Origin of the sequence: Aeromonas sp. 2MA4, from assembly GCF_029237305.1 — a bacterium.
GTDB classification, from domain to species: domain Bacteria; phylum Pseudomonadota; class Gammaproteobacteria; order Enterobacterales; family Aeromonadaceae; genus Aeromonas; species Aeromonas salmonicida.
In genome coordinates this window covers 26,228-45,090 of record NZ_JAACFY010000010.1, presented here as the reverse complement: position 1 = coordinate 45,090, position 18,863 = coordinate 26,228, and the positions used below count along the sequence as shown (strand labels likewise).

The following is an 18,863-nucleotide window of genomic DNA, read 5'->3' as shown; positions in this document are numbered from 1 at the left end:
GCGGGTTAGCGCGCTTGCTCATAGCCCAGCAGGTCGCCCGGCTGGCAGCCCAGCTCGCGGCAGATGGCTTCCAGGGTGGAGAAGCGGACCGCTTTGGCATGACCGTTTTTGAGGATGGAGAGGTTGGCCTCTGTGATGTCGACCCGCTGGGCCAGTTCACGGGCTGTCATCTTGCGCTCGGCCAGCAGGGCGTCGAGCCGGATTATGATGGGCATGGGATCCTCACACCGTCAGTTGTTGTTCGTCGGCCAGCTGTTTGGCCTCGCGCATCACCAGGGCCAGTGCCGAGACAATCAAGCCGGCCAGCAGCAACTGGAAGTCCGATGAGCCTATGTTGATAGTGCCGTGCAGCTCGGGGCCTGGCAGGGTGAGCACTGTGTCCAGCAGCGGGGTCGTGATGATCTTGGTGACGAAGCTGGCGCATAGCAGCAGGCCGATCAGCCGGTAGCGGCGGATCTGGCTGAAGGTGAACAGCATGGCGTGCCGATAGCCGCGAAACAGCTGGTGCAGTTGCCACAGGATCAGCATGAACACCAGATCCGGCAGCAGCATGACCAGGGTAGCCAGCAGGCGCGTGCCCAGGTCAAGCGGATAGTCGCTGAGCGAGGGGGTGGGGGCTGCCTGTTGGACGGCGGTAGCCTCCCCCATGGTCAGCGGCACGCCGTTGAGCACCTTGTCACCCTCCAGAGCCAGCGCATTGATCAGCTGATCCTGCAGGTAGTCGCTGCCGCCGAGCAGATGGGACCAGGTACCCAGCACCGTCATGATCGGGGTGGCCAGCAGGGCGAACAGCAGGATCCATTCGATCAGGCTGCTCATGCGTTCGAGCTTGTTGTATTTCATCCTATACCTCGTGATAGACGCCATGGGCCGCACAAGGCGGCATTTGCTTACTGTTTATCGATAACTCGACGCCAATGTTTATCGTTTTTCGATATTGCGTCAAGGGTTTTTTATTGAAAAACGATAAGGATTGACTGGCAAGAAGGAGATGACATTTTCCGGGCACCTCTCTAGACTGGCAGCTGCCGCGCTTAAATATTCAACATGGACAAGAGGTTACAGATGCACCAGGGATGGCTGCTGATCGGGTTGTCGCTCGCCTATCTGGGGCTGCTGTTTCTGATCGCCTATGTGGCTGACAAGAGCAAGCGCCGCCGTCTCAAGGGGCAACCCCTGCTCTACAGCCTGTCGCTGGCGGTCTACTGCACCTCCTGGACCTTCTTCGGCACCGTCGGTCAGGCCAGCGAATCCCCCTGGTCGCCGGTGCCCATCTATCTGGGTCCCATGCTGGTGTTTCTGTTCGGCTGGCGCCTGCTGGCCCGCCTCATACTGGTGGCCAAGCGCGAGCACATCACCTCCATCGCCGACTTCATCGCCGCCCGCTATGGCAAGTCCCAGCGTCTCGCCATGCTGATAAGTCTGGTTGCCATCATAGGGGTGCTGCCCTATCTGGTGTTGCAGCTCAAAGCGATCGTCACCGGGCTGGATCTGCTGATGGCCAACTCGGTGCCAGCGGGACCGACCGGCAACACGGCCGAGCTGGCACTGGGGGTCACCCTGCTGCTGGCCCTGTTCAGCATACTGTTCGGTACCCGCCACCTGGACGCCACCGAGCACCACAGAGGCATGGTGGTGGCCATCGCCTTCGAATCCGTGGTCAAGTTGCTCGCTTTCATGGCGGTGGGGGGCTTTGCACTCTGGCTTATCCTCAGCAAGCCGAGTCAGGCCCGCACTCTGGTGGCCAGCGACTTTCTCGATGCCGTGGTGGCGGTGACGCCGGGCAGCCTGCTGGAGCTTGCCATCTACACCCTGGTCGCCATGTGCGCTGTCATCTGCCTGCCGCGCCAGTTTCACGTAACCGTGGTGGAGAACAACCAGGGCCAGGATCTGCACTGGGCGCGCTGGCTGTTCCCGCTCTACCTGTTCCTGATGGGACTCTTCATCTGGCCGCTGGCGCTGGCGGGCAAGCAGTGGGTGGGGGCCGGCATGGCCTCCGATACCTATGTGATCAGCCTGCCCATGTCGCTGGGCTTCGATGGCATGGCGATGCTGGCGTTTCTCGGCGGTACTTCTGCGGCCACCGGCATGGTGATCGTCTCCACCATCGCCCTGGCCATCATGGTCAGCAACGATCTGGTGCTGCCTGTGCTGCTGCGCCGCTTCTGGCAGCAGGGGCGGGATGAGCGGCTGGTGCGACTGCTGCTGCAGGTACGCCGGGGCGCGATCCTGTTGATCCTGCTTGCGGCCTGGGGGCTCTACCTTTGGCTTGGGGATCTCACCAGTCTGTCGCGCATCGGCTATCTGTCGTTCGGCGCCGTGGCTCAGTTCGCACCGGCCCTGCTGCTCGGCCTCTACTGGCGGCACGGCAACCGCAAGGGGGTCTATCTTGGCCTCGCACTCGGGGTCAGCCTCTGGTTTGCGACCCTGCTGGCGGAGAGCGGCCTGCTGGCCGGGTCGCCGCTGGAGGCGTTGCTGGCGCCACCCGACTGGCCCGCGTTTCGCGATCTGAGTCTGGGGGCCTGGTGCATCTTCCTGAGCCTCTTGCTCAACCTGCTCGGCTATGTGGCTGGCTCCCTGCTGTCGCGGGCGGCGGTGAGCGAGCGGCTGCAGGCGGCCAACTTTGTCGGCAAGCCGAGCCGGGATACGGCGGCCCTCTATCAGGCGCGGGTCTCGGTCAAGGAGCTGGAGATGCTGGCGGCCCGCTTCGTCGGTTCTAGCCGGGTCAAGCGGGCCTTCGGTCGCTTCGCCGGCGAGCGGGGCGGCACTTTGGCGCCCCAGATGCAGGCCTCGGCTGAGCTTATCGCCCATACGGAGCGGCTGCTGGCCGGGGTGTTCGGTACCTCGTCCGCCCGGCTGGTGCTGGCGTCGGCCCTGCAGGGGCGCAACATGCAGCTCGAAGAGATCGCCACCATAGTGGACGAGGCCTCCGACGTGTTTCGCTTCAACCGCGGCCTGCTGCAGGGAGCCATAGAGCACATGGGGCAGGGGATCTCCGTGGTGGACAGAGAGCTCAAGCTGGTGGCCTGGAACCGGCGCTACATAGAGCTGTTCCACTACCCGCCCGGCCTCATCCAGATGGGGCGATCCATCGAGGAGATCATCCGTTACAACGCCGAGCAGGGGCTGTGCGGCCCGGGAGATATCGAGGCCCAGGTGGCACGGCGGGTCGCCTTCATGCAGCGCGGCAGCCCCCACATCTCGGCGCGGGAGCGACCCGATGGCCGGGTGATAGAGATGCAGGGCAACCCCATGCCGGCCGGCGGTTTCGTCATGACCTTTACCGACATCACCCCGTTTCGCGACGCCGAACGGGTGCTGCGGGAAGCCAACGAACACCTGGAGGCGCGGGTGGCCGAGCGCACCCACGAGCTGTCGGAGCTCAACCGTCAGCTGTTGCTGGTAAACCAGCAGGTGGAGCGGGCCAACCACTCCAAGAGCCGCTTCCTGGCGGCGGTGAGCCACGATCTGACCCAACCCCTCAACGCCGCCAAGCTGTTTACCTCTTCCCTGCTGGAGATGCTGCCGCCCCGGGATGAGACGGCCCGCATCGCCCGTCACATCGACGATGCGCTGGGGGCGACCGAGGATCTCATCACGGATCTGCTCGACATCTCGCGGCTCGAGGCGGGCAAGTTCAAGGCCAAAAAGCTCGATTTCGCCCTGCACGACGTGTTCGACAACCTCAAGGCGGAATTCGGGGTGCTGGCCCAGGCGGGGGGCATTCAGTTCTCGGTGGTGGAGAGCAAGCTGGCCGTGTACAGCGACGTGCGTCTGTTGCGACGGGTGCTGCAAAACTTCCTCACCAATGCGTTTCGCTACAACCCGGGCGGCCGTGTGCTGCTCGGTTGTCGCCGTCTGGGGGACAAGGTGCGCATCGAGGTGTGGGACAACGGTCCCGGCATACCGCTCGACAAACAGGAGGCGATTTTCGACGAGTTTTCCCGCCTCGATCACTCCCGCACCGCCAAGGAGCAGGGGTTGGGTCTGGGGCTCGCCATCGCCCGCGGCATCGCCCTGGTGCTGGGCCACAACCTGACCCTGCGCAGCTGGCCGGGGGCGGGATCCGTGTTTGCCATCACCCTCAATCTGGCGACCCGCCCTGTCGCAACGACGCAAGTGGCGGCACCCGCCCTGCGGGATAGCCAACTGGAAGGCGTTCGGGTGCTTTGCATCGACAACGAGGGCGATATTCTCATCGCCATGCACTCCCTGCTGGGGCGTTGGGGCTGCGAGGTGGTGTGTGCCCAGAGCCAGGCTCAGGCGGAGGATCTCATCGCCGGCGGTTTCCTGCCGCAGCTGGTGCTCTCCGATTACCACCTGGATGACGGCAAGACAGGGTTGCAGGCCCTGCACATGCTGCGCCTTGCCCATGGCAACGACATTGGCGGCATCATCATCAGTGCGGATCGCAAGAGCGAGTTGCAGGCGCAGATCCGTGAACACGGCTACGGCTACATCAGCAAACCGGTCAAACCGCTCAAGTTGCGTGCGCTGATGAACAGCATATTGCGGCCTGCCAAACTTGATGATGATCACGAAACAAGTAATTCGTCTGATTTTTAATCTCAGCCCCGAGACGTCAAGATCGGCGCTTTCTTACACAACAAAGCGTACTTTCTTCTCGTTTGGGGCTATTTTTCGATAAAAAGTGGTTTATTAATAACCTGCCAGGGGTTTGCCCTTCCTCGTTTAACTCCTTATATTCAACCGGCGATTATTTTTTGTCGCAAATCAAGTTGTGCAAAAGGCAAACCGGACGAAAGTCCGGGACGCAAAGCTTCCGGTCTAAGGGTCAGCAGTACCTAAGATAGCGGGGCCACCACAGGTTGTTTCGTCCATGGGCCAAGCCATGGCGCGATGTTGTCTGCGTTACCTGTCTGGTTGGCGTTGCCTTTTTCGTTGTTAATTCCAAGAACGAAATAAGGATATTCAACTATGTTAAGTCCAAAACCCTCAGTACTGGCGTTGTTGGTCGGGGGTCTGTGTGCCTCCTCCGCCTTCGCTGCCGCCCCCGGCAAACCCACCATCGGCTGGGGCGAAACCAAGTTCGCCATCGTCGAAGTCGATCAAGCCGCCACCTCCTACAACAAACTGGTCAAGGTACATGCCGATGGTGCGCCGGTCAGCGTGAGCTGGAACCTCTGGTCCGGTGATGTCGGCCAGACCGCCAAGGTGCTGCTCGATGGCCAGGAGGTGTGGTCCGGCGCCGCGTCAGCCTCCGGCACCGCCAACTTCAAGGTGACCAAGGGAGGCCGCTACCAGATGCAGGTGGCCCTGTGCAATGCCGATGGTTGCACTCTCTCCGACAAGAAAGAAATTCTGGTGGCCGACACAGATGGCAGCCATCTGGTGCCGCTCAAGGCACCGTTGCAGGAGAACAACAAACCTTACGCCAACAAATCCGGCAAGGTGGTGGGGGCCTACTATGTGGAGTGGGGCGTCTATGGCCGCAAGTTCACCGTGGACAAGGTCCCGGCCCAGAACCTGACTCACATTCTTTACGGCTTTACCCCCATCTGTGGCGGCAATGGCATCAACGACAGTCTCAAGTCCATCTCCGGCAGTTTCGAGGCGCTGCAACGCTCCTGTGCCGGGCGGGAGGACTTCAAGGTCTCCATCCACGATCCCTGGGCTGCCATCCAGATGGGGCAGGGCAATCTCACTGCCTATGACGAGCCGTACAAGGGCAACTTCGGCAACCTGATGGCGCTCAAGAAGGCCTATCCGGACCTGAAGATTCTCCCCTCCATCGGTGGCTGGACCCTCTCCGACCCCTTCTTCTTCTTTGGTGACAAGACCAAGCGCGACACCTTCGTCGCCTCGGTGAAAGAGTACCTGCAAACCTGGAAATTCTTCGACGGGGTGGATATCGACTGGGAGTTCCCGGGTGGCCAGGGAGCCAACCCGGATCTGGGCAATGCCTCCGATGGCGAGACCTATGTGCTCTTGATGAAGGAGCTGCGCGCCATGCTCGACGAGCTGAGCGCAGAGACAGGCCGCACCTACGAGCTCACCTCCGCCATCAGCGCCGGCGATGACAAGATTGCCAAGGTGGATTACCGCGCCGCCCAGCAATACATGAATCACATCTTCCTGATGAGCTACGACTTCAACGGCGCCTGGACCAACACCGAGCTGGGTCACCAGACCGCCTTGTATGACGCTAGCTGGGATCCCGATACCCGCTACACCACGGACAAGGGGGTGAAGGCACTGCTGGGTCAGGGCGTCGAACCGGGCAAAGTAGTGGTTGGCGCGGCCATGTATGGCCGTGGCTGGACCGGCGTCAGCGGTTATCAGGGCAACAATCCCTTCACTGGCACCGCCACCGGCCCCATAGCGGGCACCGAAGCGGAAGGGATCTGGGAGAAGGGGGTCATCGACTACCGTGGCATCGCCAAGGGCAAGATGGCCGGTGACTGGCAGTACAGCTATGACGAAGTGGCCGAGGCACCCTATGTGTTCAAGGCCTCCACCGGTGAGCTCATCACCTTCGATGACGACCGTTCGGTCAAGGCCAAGGGACAGTACGTGCTGGCCAACCAGCTCGGCGGCCTGTTTGCCTGGGAAATCGACGCCGACAACGGTGACATTCTCAACGCCATGCACGAGGGGCTGGGCAACGGGGAAGGCACAACGCCGCCCACCAACAAGCCGCCCGTTGCCAACGCTGGCAATGACCTCGCGGTGACCGGCCCGGCAGAGCTGGTGCTGGACGGTTCTTCTTCCCGCGATCCGGAAGGCGCTGTGCTCGGCTACAGCTGGACTCAGGTCTCGGGTCCCAAGGCGACCCTGAGCGATGCCAACCAGGCCAAGGCCAAGGTGAGCGTCGATGCGGTCAGCCAGGACGTGAATCTGGTGTTCGAACTGACGGTGACCGACGATCACAACCTCAGTGCCAAGGATCAGGCAGTGGTGACCAACAAGGCGCCGCAACCCAATCTGCCACCTGTGGTGACGGTGCAGGACAAGGTCTCGGTAGAGGCAGGCAAGCAGGTGAGCATCACCGCCAGCGCCACCGATCCCAACGGTGACACCCTCAGCTATCAGTGGAGCGTGCCGGCAGGCCTGACCGCCAGTGGTCAGAACAGCAGCACTTTGGTGGTTACCGGTCCCAGCGTGACCGAGTCGACCGGCTACGACCTCACTGTCACAGTGACCGACGGCGTGCTGGATGCCCAGGGCAAGACCCGTCTCACCGTGACCCCGGTCAGCGGGGGAGGCGACTGTGGTGCCACGGATCCTGATGCGGCCAACTGGCCGGCCTGGAAAGCCGCGACCACCTACAACGGTGGCGAGAAGGTGAGCCACAACCAGCTGGTGTGGCAGGCCAAGTACTGGACCCAGGGCAATGAGCCGAGTCGCAGCGCCGATCAGTGGAAGCTGACAAGCCAGGTGCAGCTGGGCTGGGATGCCGGTGTGGCCTACAACGCCGGTGACCTGACCACCCATAACGGCCGCAAGTGGAAGGCCCAGTACTGGACCAAGGGCAATGAGCCCGGCCAGCACGACGTCTGGCAAGACCTGGGCGCCGCCACCTGTAATTAACTTTTTTGTCAACTAGCCTTTCTGTGAACCAACCGGGGGCATGCTTGGCATGCCCCTTCTTTTTCCCACAACAACAGCGAGCGTCATGATGACCATACACACTACCCGTATTGCCAGCCTGATCACCGCAGTGCTGGCAAGCGGTTCTCTGCTGGCCGCCACTCAGGCAGTCCCTGCCCTGGTATTCGACGGCACAACCCCACAGAATGACTTGCAAGGATCCTTGGCGGCCAGGGTGCAGTTTGCCCAGAGCCAGATCCTGCCGGCCCATCCTCGTGAGGGGGACAATCAGCCCCGTCTCACCGCTCTGCGCAAGAGCCTGTTGCTGGTCAGGCCGATGCAAGCCGACAGCACAGCTCCCATGGTGGTGATGGCCTATGATGGGACGGGTAAGTTGCTCGGCTCAATGGGACTCAACCCACCTTCTAAACTACCCAAAACCGCTTACTACCTGGAGGGTTCCCCCGAAGAGGGGGGCGATTTCACCCCGGGCCCCGGTACCACAAGCGTCATCAACAGCAGCAGCGAACTGGCAAAGCTGGGTGATCCGGCCGGCGCCTTCCTGCTGAGCAAGTTGCGAGTCCATGCGCTTGTGTCCATCCAGACCGCAGACGGGCGCTGGGTGCGCAACGTTTATTTGCCGACGGATGCGGCGCTGGAAGGCAAGATGGTGCGCCTCGCTTCCAATGCCGGCTACGACTCGACTGTCACTTTCAGTGGCCGTCAGGTGACACTCTCCCGTGGTCAGAGTCAGCAGTTCAAATTTGTGCGCGGTCAGTGGATCCGTGACGGTGAGCTGGAAAATAACGGCATCACCTACGCCAGCGATGCCTGGAGCGGGGTACTGCCCTCCAAGTGGATAGTACCTGGACTCAGCTTGTGGTTCAGTCATAACCAGCTCCACGGCGAGCTGACGGGCCTCAAGGTGGGGGCACCGGGGGAGCTGCTGATCCACACCATCGACATCGGCATGCTGACCACACCGCGCAACCAGTTTGCCTTTGCCAAGGATCCCGAAGCGCATCGGGAGTACTTCCAGACCATACCTGCCAGCCGTCTCATCGTGAGTCAATATGCCCCCCTGTCGCTGCCCGAGGTGATGCTGCCGGATGGCACCCTGCTCACCGACTTTGATCCGAGCGAAGGGGGCTGGCACGACGGCACCATGCGCCAGCGCATCGGCAAGGAGCTCATCTCCCATGGCATCGACAATGCCAACTACGGCATCAACAGCACGGCGGGGGAGGGGGAGAGCAGCCACCCCTATGTGGTGGCCCAGCTGGCTGCCCACAACAGTCGCGGCAACTACGCCAACGGGGTGAAGGTACATGGCGGCTCCGGCGGGGGCGGCATAGTCACGCTCGACGATTCTCTTGGCAACGAGTTCAGCCACGAGGTGGGTCACAACTACGGCCTTGGTCACTATGTGGGCGGTTTTGCCGGCTCTGTGCATCGCAGCGCCGACCAGATCAATGCCACCTGGGGCTGGGATGGCGACAAAAACCGCTTCATTCCCAACTTCTTCGCAACCCGCAGCGGCCAGAGCACCTGTCTGGATGGCCAGTGTCAGGCGCCGTTCCACAGCCGCACCTTTGGTCTCGATGCCATGGCTGGCGGTGCACCGCTCTCCGGTTTCAACCGTTTTACGCTCTACACCCCCAACTCGGCAGCCATCATCCAGCGCTTCCTCGAGAGCAAGGCAGTGTTTGATGCCAGTTCCGCCACGGGTTTCAGCAAGTGGAACGAGAGCCGCGCCAAAATGGAGCCCTACCGTCACAAGGTCGACCTTTCCGAGCAGATCACGGCACCCGTGAGTGATCTGGGGGAAGTAAAACTGGCCGCCCTGCTGGCCGAGTACGACCTGGTCAAGGTGGCCATGTGGGATGGAAACTGGACCCGCAACATCCAGCTGCCGCTGGCCTCGGCGGTCAATCGTGGCCGCATCTTCACTGTCGATCACGACGCTGGCTACAACAGCACCCTCTTCATCAACGGCCAGCAGATCACCGTCTCCCGTGGCTTCAAGAAGAGTTACACCTCGGACGGTGCACGCTGGAACGAGGGGCCGCTGGCGGACCTGGCGGTGGAGCGTAAACCTGACGCCTTCGGGGTGCCGGTGACGACGCTGGTCGGTTACTACGATCCGCAGAGGCAACTGCCCGGTTACCTCTATCCGGTCTTGCACGGTGCTTATGGCTTTACCTATGGCGATGACAGCGAGCGGCTCGGGACGGGGGATTGCCAATTGCAGGTGGAGACCCGTGATGGGCTGCTGCGTTTCAGATTGGCCAACCACCGCCTGAGCGCCAGCGTGATGAACAAGTTCCACGTCAACGTGCCCACTGCCAGCGAGCCGCGCAGCGCCAGCGTGCTGTGCCGCAATCAGGTGCAGAGTGACGCTCTGCTCACGCCGGCACCGGCCGGTCTCGGCTACACGGTCAACGGCATGCCGTTGACGCGCTGAGACGCTTTTTCCTCGCGCAATGCGAGGTACCACAGGCGGGGGCCAAGCCCCGCCTTTTATCTAGCAAGAGGTAACGATGATGATAAGAAAGTCCTCTGTGGCCAGCCTGCTGGCCGGACTCTGTCTGAGCGGTCAGCTGTGGGCCGCCGCCCTGTATGACATCAATCAGGGTTACAGTGGCGGCAGCCAGGTCAGTTTCAACGGCAAGATCTATGAAGCCAAGTGGTACGCCAATCCGGGCCAGAGCCCGGGGGTACAAGGGGCCAATGAATGGGACTCTCCGTGGGCCCTGATGGGTGACGGCGAGGCGACCCCGCCCGATGACGGCGCTGGCATCACGCCTCCGGTGGAGGGGGGCAGCGGTGCCACCGAAGGCACGCCCGTCTACCTGAGCCAGAGCGAGCTGGATGCCAAGGAGAAAGCGCTCACCGACTTCCCGGCCATGGCGGCAGTCAAGGCCTCCATCGCGACCCGCGACAATGCCGTGGTCGAGGCGGTGGCCCCCGGGTTGCCGCTCAACCCTGCCAACGTCAAGCGGGTCGAGGGGGTGATCAGCGAGTCCCAGTTCAACTTCCTGTTCCCGCTGCGGGCCCCGGAATACACCTATCGCGGTTTTTTGCAGGCGGTGGCCAAGTTCCCGGCTTTTTGCGGTGATTACAGCGACGGTCGCAATGCCGAGGCCATCTGCCGCAAGTCGCTGGCCACCATGTTTGCCCACTTCGCTCAGGAGACCGGCGGTCACGAGAGTTGGCGACCCGAGCCCGAGTGGCGCCAGGGCCTGGTCTGGGTGCGGGAGATGGGCTGGACCGAGCAGATGCGCGGCGGCTACAACGCTGAGTGTCGGCCGGATGTGTGGCAGGGTCAGCAGTGGCCATGCGGCAAGTTCGAGAACGGCGAGTTCAAGAGCTACTTCGGTCGTGGCGCCAAGCAGCTCTCTTACAACTACAACTACGGCCCCTTCTCCGAGGCCATGTTCGGCACAGTGCGTACCCTGCTGGACAACCCGGAAAAAGTGGCGGACACCTGGCTCAACCTGGCCAGTGCCGTCTTCTTCTTCGTCTATCCGCAGCCGCCCAAGCCCTCCATGCTGCACGTGATCGACGGCACATGGCAGCCCAATGACCACGACAGGCAGAATGGTCTGGTGCCGGGCTTCGGGGTGACCACCCAGATCATCAACGGCGGCGTGGAGTGCGGTGGCACGGCCGAACACGCCCAGTCCCAGAACCGCATCACCTACTACCAGGCCCAGGCCCAGTATCTGGGGGTGCCTGTGCCGGCAGACGAGGTGCTTGGTTGCAAGAATATGAAGTACTTTGACGAGGCGGGCGCCGGTGCCCTGCCCATCTATTGGGAGAATGACTGGAGCTATGTGCCGGGCAATCCCAATGGCGGCAAGAGCTACGCCTGCAAGCTGGTGGGTTACCAGACCCGCTTTAGCGCGTTCAAGGCGCGGGACTACAGTCAGTGCGTGCAGCACTTCTTCCCCGAGGTGGTGATCGAGGACAACGGCGGTGGCACCAACCTGCCGCCGGTGGCCAATATCAGCGGCCCGAGCGAGGCGCTGGGCGGTGCGACAGTGCTGCTCTCCGGCCAGGGTTCGAGCGATCCGGAAGGCAAACCGCTCGGCTATGCCTGGACCCTGCCCGCCGGGGCCAGCGCCTCGGATCTGACCCAGTCCACCCTGAGCGCCACCCTGCCTGCCACGCCGGTCAGCGACACCCGCTACGGTTTCGTGCTCAAGGTGACCGACGAGAAGGGGCTCAGTCGCAGTGCGACCCACGAGATCCTGATCAAGGGCAGTGGCGGCACCACGCCACCGGATGGCAACCCCCCTTACAAAGCAGGGATGGCCTACAAGGCGGGGGACAAGGTAAGCAATCTGGGGGGCAACTACCAGTGCAAGCCCCACCCCTATACCGGTTGGTGTGCGGGCGCGGCCTGGGCCTATGAGCCTGGCAAGGGCACGGCCTGGGGGGATGCCTGGATCAAGCTGTGACGTCTGTATTCGTTCAATAAAAAAGGCCCGTCAGGGCCTTTTTTCATGGGAATGAGCGCAATCAGAGCGGCTTTTGCCACAGGCTCAGCAGTAGATCCTGCTCCAGTTCATCCGGTCCCTGCTGGGTAAAGGCGTGACGCTGCTCCGCGCTGGCACGCCAGCCGAGTCGGCTGGTTTCCAGAATGAAGCTGCGCAGGCTCTGATCCATGGTCATGGTGAACTGGCAACGCTCCTGACCCACGGGGTTGAGGCCGCCGAGGGCTGGCCAGCTGAGGGGGTGTTCCATGCTGACAGGGTTGAGGCTGACTCTCAGCTGCCACTGGTGGCGCGGGCCTGGCTGCAGGTAAAGCAGGTAACCACCCGGTGCCAGCCAGCTGACCAGCAGCTCTGTCTTGACCTTGAGATCATTGACCAGCAGCACCTGGGCCGTGCCCGGTTGCAGCGGGGCACGAGCCGGATCGGCGATGATGAACTGAGCTTCAGGCTGTACCTTGTTGGCGGCGAAGATGGCGTTTTTGGCCAGATCGAATCCGCCAAATTGCCATTTGGGCAGGCGCTCGGCCAGGGCACGGCAGTAGTAACCTTCGCCGCAGCCGAGGTGGATCAGTTCATGGGCACCGAGGGGGGCGAGCAAGGCCGCCATGGCGTCTACCAGCGGCGCCTGATGGCCCTGTTCCAGGAAGTGGCGCTTGGCGCGCATCAGGGCGCGGCTGTCGCTGTCCTTGGGATTCTTTTTGCCGGGAATGAGATCCAGATACCCTTCCGGGGCCGGATCGAAATGGTGCTTGTTGTCGCAATAGACCCCGCGGGATGCTTCGTGAAGATGCAGGGGGCTGCGGCAAACGGGACATTGAAGATGCATACACACTCGCTTGATTGAGGCTGGGGAAGGGCGTTCGCGATTATAGGGGAGACGATCAGAAAAGGCTGCCGTGGCAGCCTTTTTTATCCAACGGCTCTGTGCTGAGCCGTCAGGGAACCCTGTCAGCGGGTACCAAACACCACTATGGTCTTGCCGTGGGCTGAGATCAGCTCCTGCTCTTCGAGCATCTTGAGGATCCGGCCAACGGTTTCACGGGAGCAGCCGACGATCTGGCCAATCTCCTGACGGGTGATCTTGATCTGCATGCCATCCGGGTGGGTCATGGCGTCCGGCTGTTTGGCCAGATTGAGCAGGGTCTGGGCGATCCGGCCTGTCACGTCCAGGAAGGCCAGGTTGCCGACTTTCTGACTGGTGTGCTGCAGTCGGGTCGCCATCTGGCCGGAGAGACGCATCAGTATGTCCGGGTTGACCTGGATCAGCTGACGGAACTTCTTGTAAGAGATCTCGGCTACTTCACAGGAGCCTTTGGCGCGCACCCAGGCGGAACGCTCTGGATTCTCGCTCTCCTCGAACATGCCCATCTCGCCCAGGAAGTCGCCCTGGTTCAGATAGGAGAGGATCATCTCCTTGCCTTCATCGTCCTTGATCAAGACGGCCACAGTGCCCTTGACGATGTAGTAGAGGGTCTCCGCTTTCTCACCCGCATGGATCAGGGTGCTCTTGGCGGGATACTTATGAATGTGGCAGTGCGACAAGAACCATTCCAGGGTGGGATCGCTTTGCGGTTTGCCAATGACCATGAGAATTCCTCTGTAGTGTCTTTTTATGGACTCGTGCGTCCGGGCAAGCTGCCAACCTTGCCATTCCTTGTATTAGTCGCAGTAGGATAAGAGCCTTTGTCTGTGCTGACAAGGCTTTGAGGGCTTTTGCCAGATCCCCTTGATGCCTGCTGCGCTATCTGCGCCATTTTAGGGAACTTGGGGGCATCAGATGTTGATTTTGATCTAGTTAGCACCGAAGTTCGCGAAAATGGCTCACATATGCCGATTGGGCGCCGTCTGGGGTATGCTATGTCAGTCAGATATGTCGTCATTAAGAGGAAATGTGAGATGAAAGCCAAGGTCAGCTGGGTGGAAGGCATGAAGTTTGTCGGCGAGAGTGAGTCCGGTCATCAGGTGACCCTGGACGGCGCCAACCCCGGCGAAGGTGCCAGCCCGATGGAGATGATTCTGCTGGCGGTGGGCGGCTGCAGCTCGATCGACGTTGTCTCCATTTTGGAGAAGGCACGTCAATCCGTGACCGCCTGCCATGTGGAACTGGAAGGGCAGCGGGTGGAGTCGGTACCGCGGGTGTTCGAGAAGATCCACCTCAACTTTGTGGTCACCGGCAAGGGGCTGGCCGAGAAGCAGGTGGCCCGTGCGGTGGATCTGTCGATGGAAAAGTATTGTTCCGTCTCCCTGATGTTGGAAAAAGCGGTAGAAATTACCCATAGTTATCAAATTCTTGAAGCCTGATAGCTGTGATTTGTCCCGTCGATAACGCCATGACATAAGGAAAGTGCAATGAAAAACTTGATAGTGTTACTTCCCCTGCTGGGGCTGGCGGCCTGCAGCATGCCCCAGCCGACCCAGTACCAGTACAGCCAGTACCAGTGCGGGGAAGAGCTGTTGGCCATTACCTATGATGCTCAGGCCGACATGGTGCAGTTCCCGTACGCCGGTGTGTATCACAAGCTGGGCCGGGTAGAAGCGGAGTCTGGCGCCAAGTATTCCGATGGTGTCACCACCTTCTGGAATCAGGAGAAACAGGCCATCCTCAGTCAGAAAGATGTGACCCTGCTGACCTGTCAGCGCAAGTAATCGTCATGGTGTGATCACAACGGCCTGCTCTCGCAGGCCGTTTTGTTTCAAGGGGAAAAGACCCGTGCTAGCGGGCGGGCAGGGAGTCCAGCATCTGGCCAGCCAGTTGCTGGCTCAGCTGGCGGCGTGACTCGTCGGGGATGGCAACGTCACTGGCGAGCTGGATGGCACTGCTCCACACCGCCTGCTGGGTACGCCGGTCGAGCAGGACTATGGCCAGGGTGCCCTTGCGTGCCCCCACTTGGGCTTGCAGCCCGGGGGTCATGCCGAGGCGGGCGAAGATCTCGCCATCGCTCAAGTCCTTGCTGCCAGCAACACCGATGGCGACCCAGAGATCCGCTTCATCGAGGGGCACGCTCTGCCAGCCCTTGCTGCCCAGCTCCTGATTGACCGCCTGCTGAACCGGCACCAGCCAGCCCTCGGCACTCTCACCCGCATACTGGAACTGCTCGGCCAGCGCGTAGCGCGGCGTCGCACCAAACGGCCAGCTCGCAGCCGGTCGCACCACCATGGTGCCCGACTCCAGGGTCGGAGCGGCCGGGCCGCTGCTGCAACCGCCCAGCAGGGCGGCCAATACCACAGAGATAAACGCTAACCGCATCATGAGCTCCTTGGCTTAAGTGATCTTGCCGGTTTCGAGCAGTTGCTGGATCAGCGGGCGCAGGATCAGCTCCATCGCGAAGCCCATCTTGCCACCCGGAACCACGATAGTGTTCATCCGTGAGATGAAGGAGCCATCGATCATCGACAACAGGTAAGGGAAGTCCACCTGCTTGATGCCACGAAACCGGATCACCAGCATACTCTCGTCCAGACTCGGGATCACCTTGGCACTGAAGGGGTTGGAGGTATCCACGGTCGGCACCCGCTGGAAGTTGATATGGGTGCGGGAAAACTGCGGTGTGATGAAGTTGATGTAATCATCCATGGAGCGGACTATGGAGTCGGTGACCGCTTCGCGCGAGTGACCTCGCTCCGAGGTATCGCGGATGAGCTTCTGGATCCACTCCAGGTTGACGATGGGCACCACGCCGATGAGAAAGTCCACGTGACGCGCCACATTGTGGTCATCTGTGACCACGCCGCCGTGCAGCCCCTCGTAAAACAGCAGATCGGTCTCGCTCGGCAGATTTTGCCAGGGGGTGAAGGTACCCGGCATCTGATTGAAAGGGACCGCCTCGTCGAAGCTGTGCAGATAGCGCCGATACTGGCCGCTGCCGTTCTGGCCGTACTCCTGGAAGAAGGACTCCAGCAGCGCGAAGTCGTTGGCCTCGGGGCCGAAATAGCTGATGTGGCGCCCCTGCTCGCGCGCCTTGCGGATCGCCACGTCCATTTCCGGTCGGGTGTAGCGATGAAAACTGTCCCCTTCCACCACGGCCGCTTTGTAACCAAGCTGATGAAACATGGAGCGAAAGGCGTTGGTGGAGGTGGAGGTGCCGGCACCGGACGAACCGGTGACTGCAATGATGGGATGCTTGGCCGACATAGAATTCTCTCTTCCTTGGGAGTTCCGTTATAAAGGCATGTTCCGAGTGCGGTCAAGTACGCCGCTTGTCAGTACCGCCGCCCGACTGGTTCACTGGCGTGACACTTGTTCCCTGACGCGCAGCGACGAAGGGGAGATGAGCCGGGTGAGCAGAGGGATCCGCATCATAAGAAAAGGGCTGACGAAGCAGCCCTTGCACGGTGAGGATAGCGAGCCAAACCGTGATGAGTTAATGGGCGTTGCGCTTCCTGCCCACCGGTTTTATCCCTACCAGCACGGCCCCCAGCAGGATGAAGATCACTCCCACCGCCTTGCCCGGCTCCAGCGGTTCGGCAAAGCTCGGTATGGTGACCGCCAGCAGGTAGACCAGCGCATAGCTGGTGCTGAGCAGGGGGTAGGCGATATTGAGCGGGGTGAAGTGCAGCGCCGCCAACCAGCAGAGCAGCGACAGGGCATAGCAGCCCACTCCGGCTGTGATGACCAGCAGCGGCACCGGGTGAGCCAGCATGATATCGAGGCTGGCCTGCCAGGCTGGCAACTGCATGACTCCCCATTTCATGGCGAGCTGGGCGAGGGTCACCAGCAGTATGCTGCCCAGCACATAGAGATAGCCCTTGATCGCCGGCCTCCCCGTCACCGTAGGTGCTTTGCCAGCCCCGGTATTGTCACCTCTCATAGCAAGCCTCCCAGCAAGAGGGCGCCAATGATGATGGCGCCGGCCCCCAGCCAGTTGTGGTAGCTGATCTGCTCGTGAAAGAACAGCCGCGAGCCAATCAGCACCAGCACCAGGTTGATGCTGAGCATGGGGTAGGCCATGCTCAGCGGCAGCCGTTGCAGCAGGTAGATCCAGAGCAGCATACCGCTGCCGAGGGCCGCCACGCTGGCGATGAGCCAAGGCGACAGCAGCTTCTGCCAGTGGCTGCAGGGTTGACGCTGCCAGCTGATGACAGCCTGCTTTTGCAGCATCTGGCCGCCGCAGGTCAGCAGGCACACCAGCAGCAGCAGCAGTATGTCCATCATTGGGCCCCGTGATAGATCAGCAGGGTCAGCCGATGACTCACTATCGTCTCGTCGGCGGGGGGCACGGGGCCCGTGTTGCCGTCCCGATCCGTCTTCATCAACAGGGCCACCTGACCTTTTTTACGCGCCTCTGCCAGCAAAGCAGGGAAGTCGGCGCGTGCCACGTAGCGCCCCTCGGCATCCGGGTAGCCGAGACCGTAATGCACCTCGCCCTTGCTGTCGAATAGCGTTATTTCGCTGCGCCGGGTTTCCCAGGCGAGGGAGGACGCCAGCCCCACATCGTTGGCCAGCAGGGTGCTGGACTGCATCAGCACGGCCTGGTTGGCCTCGATGAAGCGCTCCGGCAGCTTGGAATCGATCAAGGATTGCGGCAGCGCCCAGGGCAGGCCTATGGCCAGCACCATGGGGCAGAGCGCGCTCAGGATCCAGCGGCGGCTGACATCCTTCAACTGGATGAAACCGAGCAGAGCCCAGCCGGCAAAGATGACCATGGCCACCGCCAGCGCCCCATGATCCTCTTCGCCGTAGACGGCGTGGCTGGGGGAGAAGGCCAGCACGGCGAGCACCGCCAGGCAAATGAGGCCGAACAGGCCGTTCAGCCAGGCATTGACCCTGAAAGCTCGCTCTTTACCTTCCTTGAGCAGGTCGACGGCGCTGGCGGCCATCAGCATGGCCAGCGGGGCGAAGCAGGGCAGAATGTAGGTGAGCAGCTTGCCCTTGGCAACGCTGAAGAAGAGGAACGGCAAGATGACCCAGGCCAGCAGATAGAGGGTCTCAGGACTTATCTTGCGATCCTGCCAGCCCTTGCGCAGTGCGCCGGGCAGCAGGCCCAGCCAGGGCAGGGTGCCGAGCAGCCCCATGGGTAGGTAGTACCAGAAAGGCGCCTTGTGCTGGGCGTTATCCGCCGCGAAGCGCTGTATGTGTTCGACCCAGAAGAAGTAGTGCCAGTAGTCGGGCTCGCGCAGGTGCACGGCGATGGCCCAGGGGGCGGTCAGCAGGACCGCGCTCAGGATGGCCAGCGGCCCGAAGCGCACCAGCTCGAGCAGGCGGCGCTGATAGAGGACGTAGGGCACTATGACGATGACGGGCACCGCCAGGGCGATGAAGCCCTTGGTGAGAAAGCCCATGCCGCAGGCCAGGCCGAACAGCAGATAGCCGCCGATCCGGCTGCGCAGCGATCCCTCCTTGCGGATGATGTAGAAGCTGACCATGGCCGCGTTGAGCCAGAGGGTGACCATGGCATCGAGCACGCTGTAGGTACCTATGCCGTAGACGATCAACAGCGACAGATAGATGAGGCTGGCCAGGAAGGCCTTGCGCCGGCACTGCCAAAGCTGCAGCGCGAACCAGAAGATCAGCAGGGCGCTCAGGCCTGTGGCGGCGGCCGAGGCGAAGCGCACGGCGAAGTTGGTGTCACCGAACAGCTGCTGGCTGATGCTGTTGAACCAGTAGCCGGCGATGGGCTTCTCGAAGTAGCGCAAGCCCAGGAAGTGGGGCACGACCCAATCCCCCGTGCTCACCATCTCCCGGCTTATCTCGGCGTAACGGTTCTCGTCGGGGCTCCAAAGCGGCCGCTGGTCGAGGGGCAGCAGGTAAAACAAGAGAAAGAACAGGGGCAGGGCCCACTTGGTCAACTTCATGACATCCTCTGTAGCATTATG

Annotated in this window: 15 protein-coding genes and 1 riboswitch; of the genes, 6 read left to right on the top strand and 9 right to left on the bottom strand. The window is 61.7% G+C overall.

The genetic code is table 11. The features are described from left to right. Positions 1 to 5: 5 nt before the first annotated feature. The gene (locus GWQ31_RS11885; protein ID WP_042035054.1) at positions 6 to 215 is read right to left on the bottom strand and encodes a helix-turn-helix transcriptional regulator; all 210 of its coding nucleotides are present in this window, start codon (positions 213 to 215) and stop codon (positions 6 to 8) included. A gap of 7 nt (positions 216 to 222) precedes the next feature. Next, the gene (locus GWQ31_RS11880) at positions 223 to 843 is read right to left on the bottom strand and encodes a DUF2975 domain-containing protein (protein WP_265453129.1); all 621 of its coding nucleotides are present in this window, start codon (positions 841 to 843) and stop codon (positions 223 to 225) included. Positions 844 to 1,065: 222 nt separating this feature from the next. Between GWQ31_RS11880 and GWQ31_RS11875 the strand changes: the two genes are divergently transcribed. The 4 genes from GWQ31_RS11875 (at position 1,066) to GWQ31_RS11860 (ending at position 12,014) form a co-directional block, all read left to right on the top strand. Then, complete coding sequence (locus GWQ31_RS11875) at positions 1,066 to 4,566, top strand: PAS domain-containing hybrid sensor histidine kinase/response regulator (RefSeq protein WP_275909432.1); 3,501 nt, start codon at positions 1,066 to 1,068, stop codon at positions 4,564 to 4,566. A 173-nt stretch (positions 4,567 to 4,739) separates the two neighbouring features. Further along, a riboswitch (cyclic di-GMP riboswitch) is annotated at positions 4,740 to 4,827 on the top strand. A 111-nt stretch (positions 4,828 to 4,938) separates the two neighbouring features. Then, a complete protein-coding gene (locus tag GWQ31_RS11870) occupies positions 4,939 to 7,551 on the top strand; it encodes a glycosyl hydrolase family 18 protein (RefSeq protein WP_275909431.1) in 2,613 nt (870 codons plus the stop codon). An 88-nt stretch (positions 7,552 to 7,639) separates the two neighbouring features. Then, on the top strand, positions 7,640 to 10,015 hold the full coding sequence (locus tag GWQ31_RS11865) for a M66 family metalloprotease (protein ID WP_275909430.1): 2,376 nt from the start codon (positions 7,640 to 7,642) through the stop codon (positions 10,013 to 10,015). Positions 10,016 to 10,091: 76 nt separating this feature from the next. Next, positions 10,092 to 12,014 carry a glycoside hydrolase family 19 protein gene (locus tag GWQ31_RS11860; protein ID WP_275909429.1) on the top strand — a complete coding sequence of 641 codons (1,923 nt, stop codon included), beginning with the start codon at positions 10,092 to 10,094 and terminating at the stop codon, positions 12,012 to 12,014. A gap of 61 nt (positions 12,015 to 12,075) precedes the next feature. On the opposite strand, the gene GWQ31_RS11855 is transcribed toward GWQ31_RS11860, so the two are convergent. Further along, complete coding sequence (locus GWQ31_RS11855; protein ID WP_275909428.1) at positions 12,076 to 12,876, bottom strand: putative RNA methyltransferase; 801 nt, start codon at positions 12,874 to 12,876, stop codon at positions 12,076 to 12,078. Between the two features lie 122 nt (positions 12,877 to 12,998). Then, positions 12,999 to 13,637 carry a cAMP-activated global transcriptional regulator CRP gene (crp, locus tag GWQ31_RS11850; protein ID WP_005311762.1) on the bottom strand — a complete coding sequence of 213 codons (639 nt, stop codon included), beginning with the start codon at positions 13,635 to 13,637 and terminating at the stop codon, positions 12,999 to 13,001. 309 nt (positions 13,638 to 13,946) lie between these two features. Here crp and GWQ31_RS11845 point away from each other — a divergent pair, with 309 nt between their 5' ends. Further along, complete coding sequence (locus GWQ31_RS11845) at positions 13,947 to 14,351, top strand: OsmC family protein (protein ID WP_005311765.1); 405 nt, start codon at positions 13,947 to 13,949, stop codon at positions 14,349 to 14,351. Positions 14,352 to 14,399: 48 nt separating this feature from the next. After that, positions 14,400 to 14,696, top strand: coding sequence for an MliC family protein (locus GWQ31_RS11840; protein WP_021138330.1), 297 nt, complete (start codon positions 14,400 to 14,402; stop codon positions 14,694 to 14,696). A gap of 67 nt (positions 14,697 to 14,763) precedes the next feature. Here GWQ31_RS11840 and GWQ31_RS11835 read toward each other — a convergent pair whose 3' ends face one another. The 5 genes from GWQ31_RS11835 to arnT form a co-directional block, all read right to left on the bottom strand. Beyond that, positions 14,764 to 15,297, bottom strand: a complete 534-nt coding sequence (locus tag GWQ31_RS11835) for a DUF4136 domain-containing protein (protein ID WP_265462394.1) — start codon at positions 15,295 to 15,297, stop codon at positions 14,764 to 14,766. A gap of 15 nt (positions 15,298 to 15,312) precedes the next feature. Continuing rightward, a complete protein-coding gene (locus GWQ31_RS11830) occupies positions 15,313 to 16,182 on the bottom strand; it encodes a phosphoribulokinase (RefSeq protein ID WP_005311770.1) in 870 nt (289 codons plus the stop codon). Positions 16,183 to 16,411: 229 nt separating this feature from the next. After that, positions 16,412 to 16,858, bottom strand: coding sequence for a 4-amino-4-deoxy-L-arabinose-phosphoundecaprenol flippase subunit ArnF (arnF, locus tag GWQ31_RS11825; RefSeq protein WP_275909427.1), 447 nt, complete (start codon positions 16,856 to 16,858; stop codon positions 16,412 to 16,414). Then, a complete protein-coding gene (locus GWQ31_RS11820) occupies positions 16,855 to 17,199 on the bottom strand; it encodes an EamA family transporter (RefSeq protein ID WP_275909474.1) in 345 nt (114 codons plus the stop codon). The genes arnF and GWQ31_RS11820 overlap by 4 nt, the downstream gene beginning before the upstream one ends. Then, a complete protein-coding gene (gene arnT, locus GWQ31_RS11815) occupies positions 17,199 to 18,842 on the bottom strand; it encodes a lipid IV(A) 4-amino-4-deoxy-L-arabinosyltransferase (RefSeq protein ID WP_275909426.1) in 1,644 nt (547 codons plus the stop codon). Before arnT ends, GWQ31_RS11820 begins: the two co-directional genes overlap by 1 nt. Positions 18,843 to 18,863: the final 21 nt, after the last annotated feature.

What these genes read in the sequence shown, in the direction of transcription:
- GWQ31_RS11885 (WP_042035054.1), bottom strand. Translation starts at nt 215, where the DNA reads ATGCCCATCATAATCCGGCTCGACGCCCTGCTGGCCGAGCGCAAGATG.
- GWQ31_RS11880 (WP_265453129.1), bottom strand. Translation starts at nt 843, where the DNA reads ATGAAATACAACAAGCTCGAACGCATGAGCAGCCTGATCGAATGGATC.
- GWQ31_RS11875 (WP_275909432.1), top strand. Translation starts at nt 1,066, where the DNA reads ATGCACCAGGGATGGCTGCTGATCGGGTTGTCGCTCGCCTATCTGGGG.
- GWQ31_RS11870 (WP_275909431.1), top strand. Translation starts at nt 4,939, where the DNA reads ATGTTAAGTCCAAAACCCTCAGTACTGGCGTTGTTGGTCGGGGGTCTG.
- GWQ31_RS11865 (WP_275909430.1), top strand. Translation starts at nt 7,640, where the DNA reads ATGACCATACACACTACCCGTATTGCCAGCCTGATCACCGCAGTGCTG.
- GWQ31_RS11860 (WP_275909429.1), top strand. Translation starts at nt 10,092, where the DNA reads ATGATGATAAGAAAGTCCTCTGTGGCCAGCCTGCTGGCCGGACTCTGT.
- GWQ31_RS11855 (WP_275909428.1), bottom strand. Translation starts at nt 12,876, where the DNA reads ATGCATCTTCAATGTCCCGTTTGCCGCAGCCCCCTGCATCTTCACGAA.
- crp (WP_005311762.1), bottom strand. Translation starts at nt 13,637, where the DNA reads ATGGTCATTGGCAAACCGCAAAGCGATCCCACCCTGGAATGGTTCTTG.
- GWQ31_RS11845 (WP_005311765.1), top strand. Translation starts at nt 13,947, where the DNA reads ATGAAAGCCAAGGTCAGCTGGGTGGAAGGCATGAAGTTTGTCGGCGAG.
- GWQ31_RS11840 (WP_021138330.1), top strand. Translation starts at nt 14,400, where the DNA reads ATGAAAAACTTGATAGTGTTACTTCCCCTGCTGGGGCTGGCGGCCTGC.
- GWQ31_RS11835 (WP_265462394.1), bottom strand. Translation starts at nt 15,297, where the DNA reads ATGCGGTTAGCGTTTATCTCTGTGGTATTGGCCGCCCTGCTGGGCGGT.
- GWQ31_RS11830 (WP_005311770.1), bottom strand. Translation starts at nt 16,182, where the DNA reads ATGTCGGCCAAGCATCCCATCATTGCAGTCACCGGTTCGTCCGGTGCC.
- arnF (WP_275909427.1), bottom strand. Translation starts at nt 16,858, where the DNA reads ATGAGAGGTGACAATACCGGGGCTGGCAAAGCACCTACGGTGACGGGG.
- GWQ31_RS11820 (WP_275909474.1), bottom strand. Translation starts at nt 17,199, where the DNA reads ATGGACATACTGCTGCTGCTGCTGGTGTGCCTGCTGACCTGCGGCGGC.
- arnT (WP_275909426.1), bottom strand. Translation starts at nt 18,842, where the DNA reads ATGAAGTTGACCAAGTGGGCCCTGCCCCTGTTCTTTCTCTTGTTTTAC.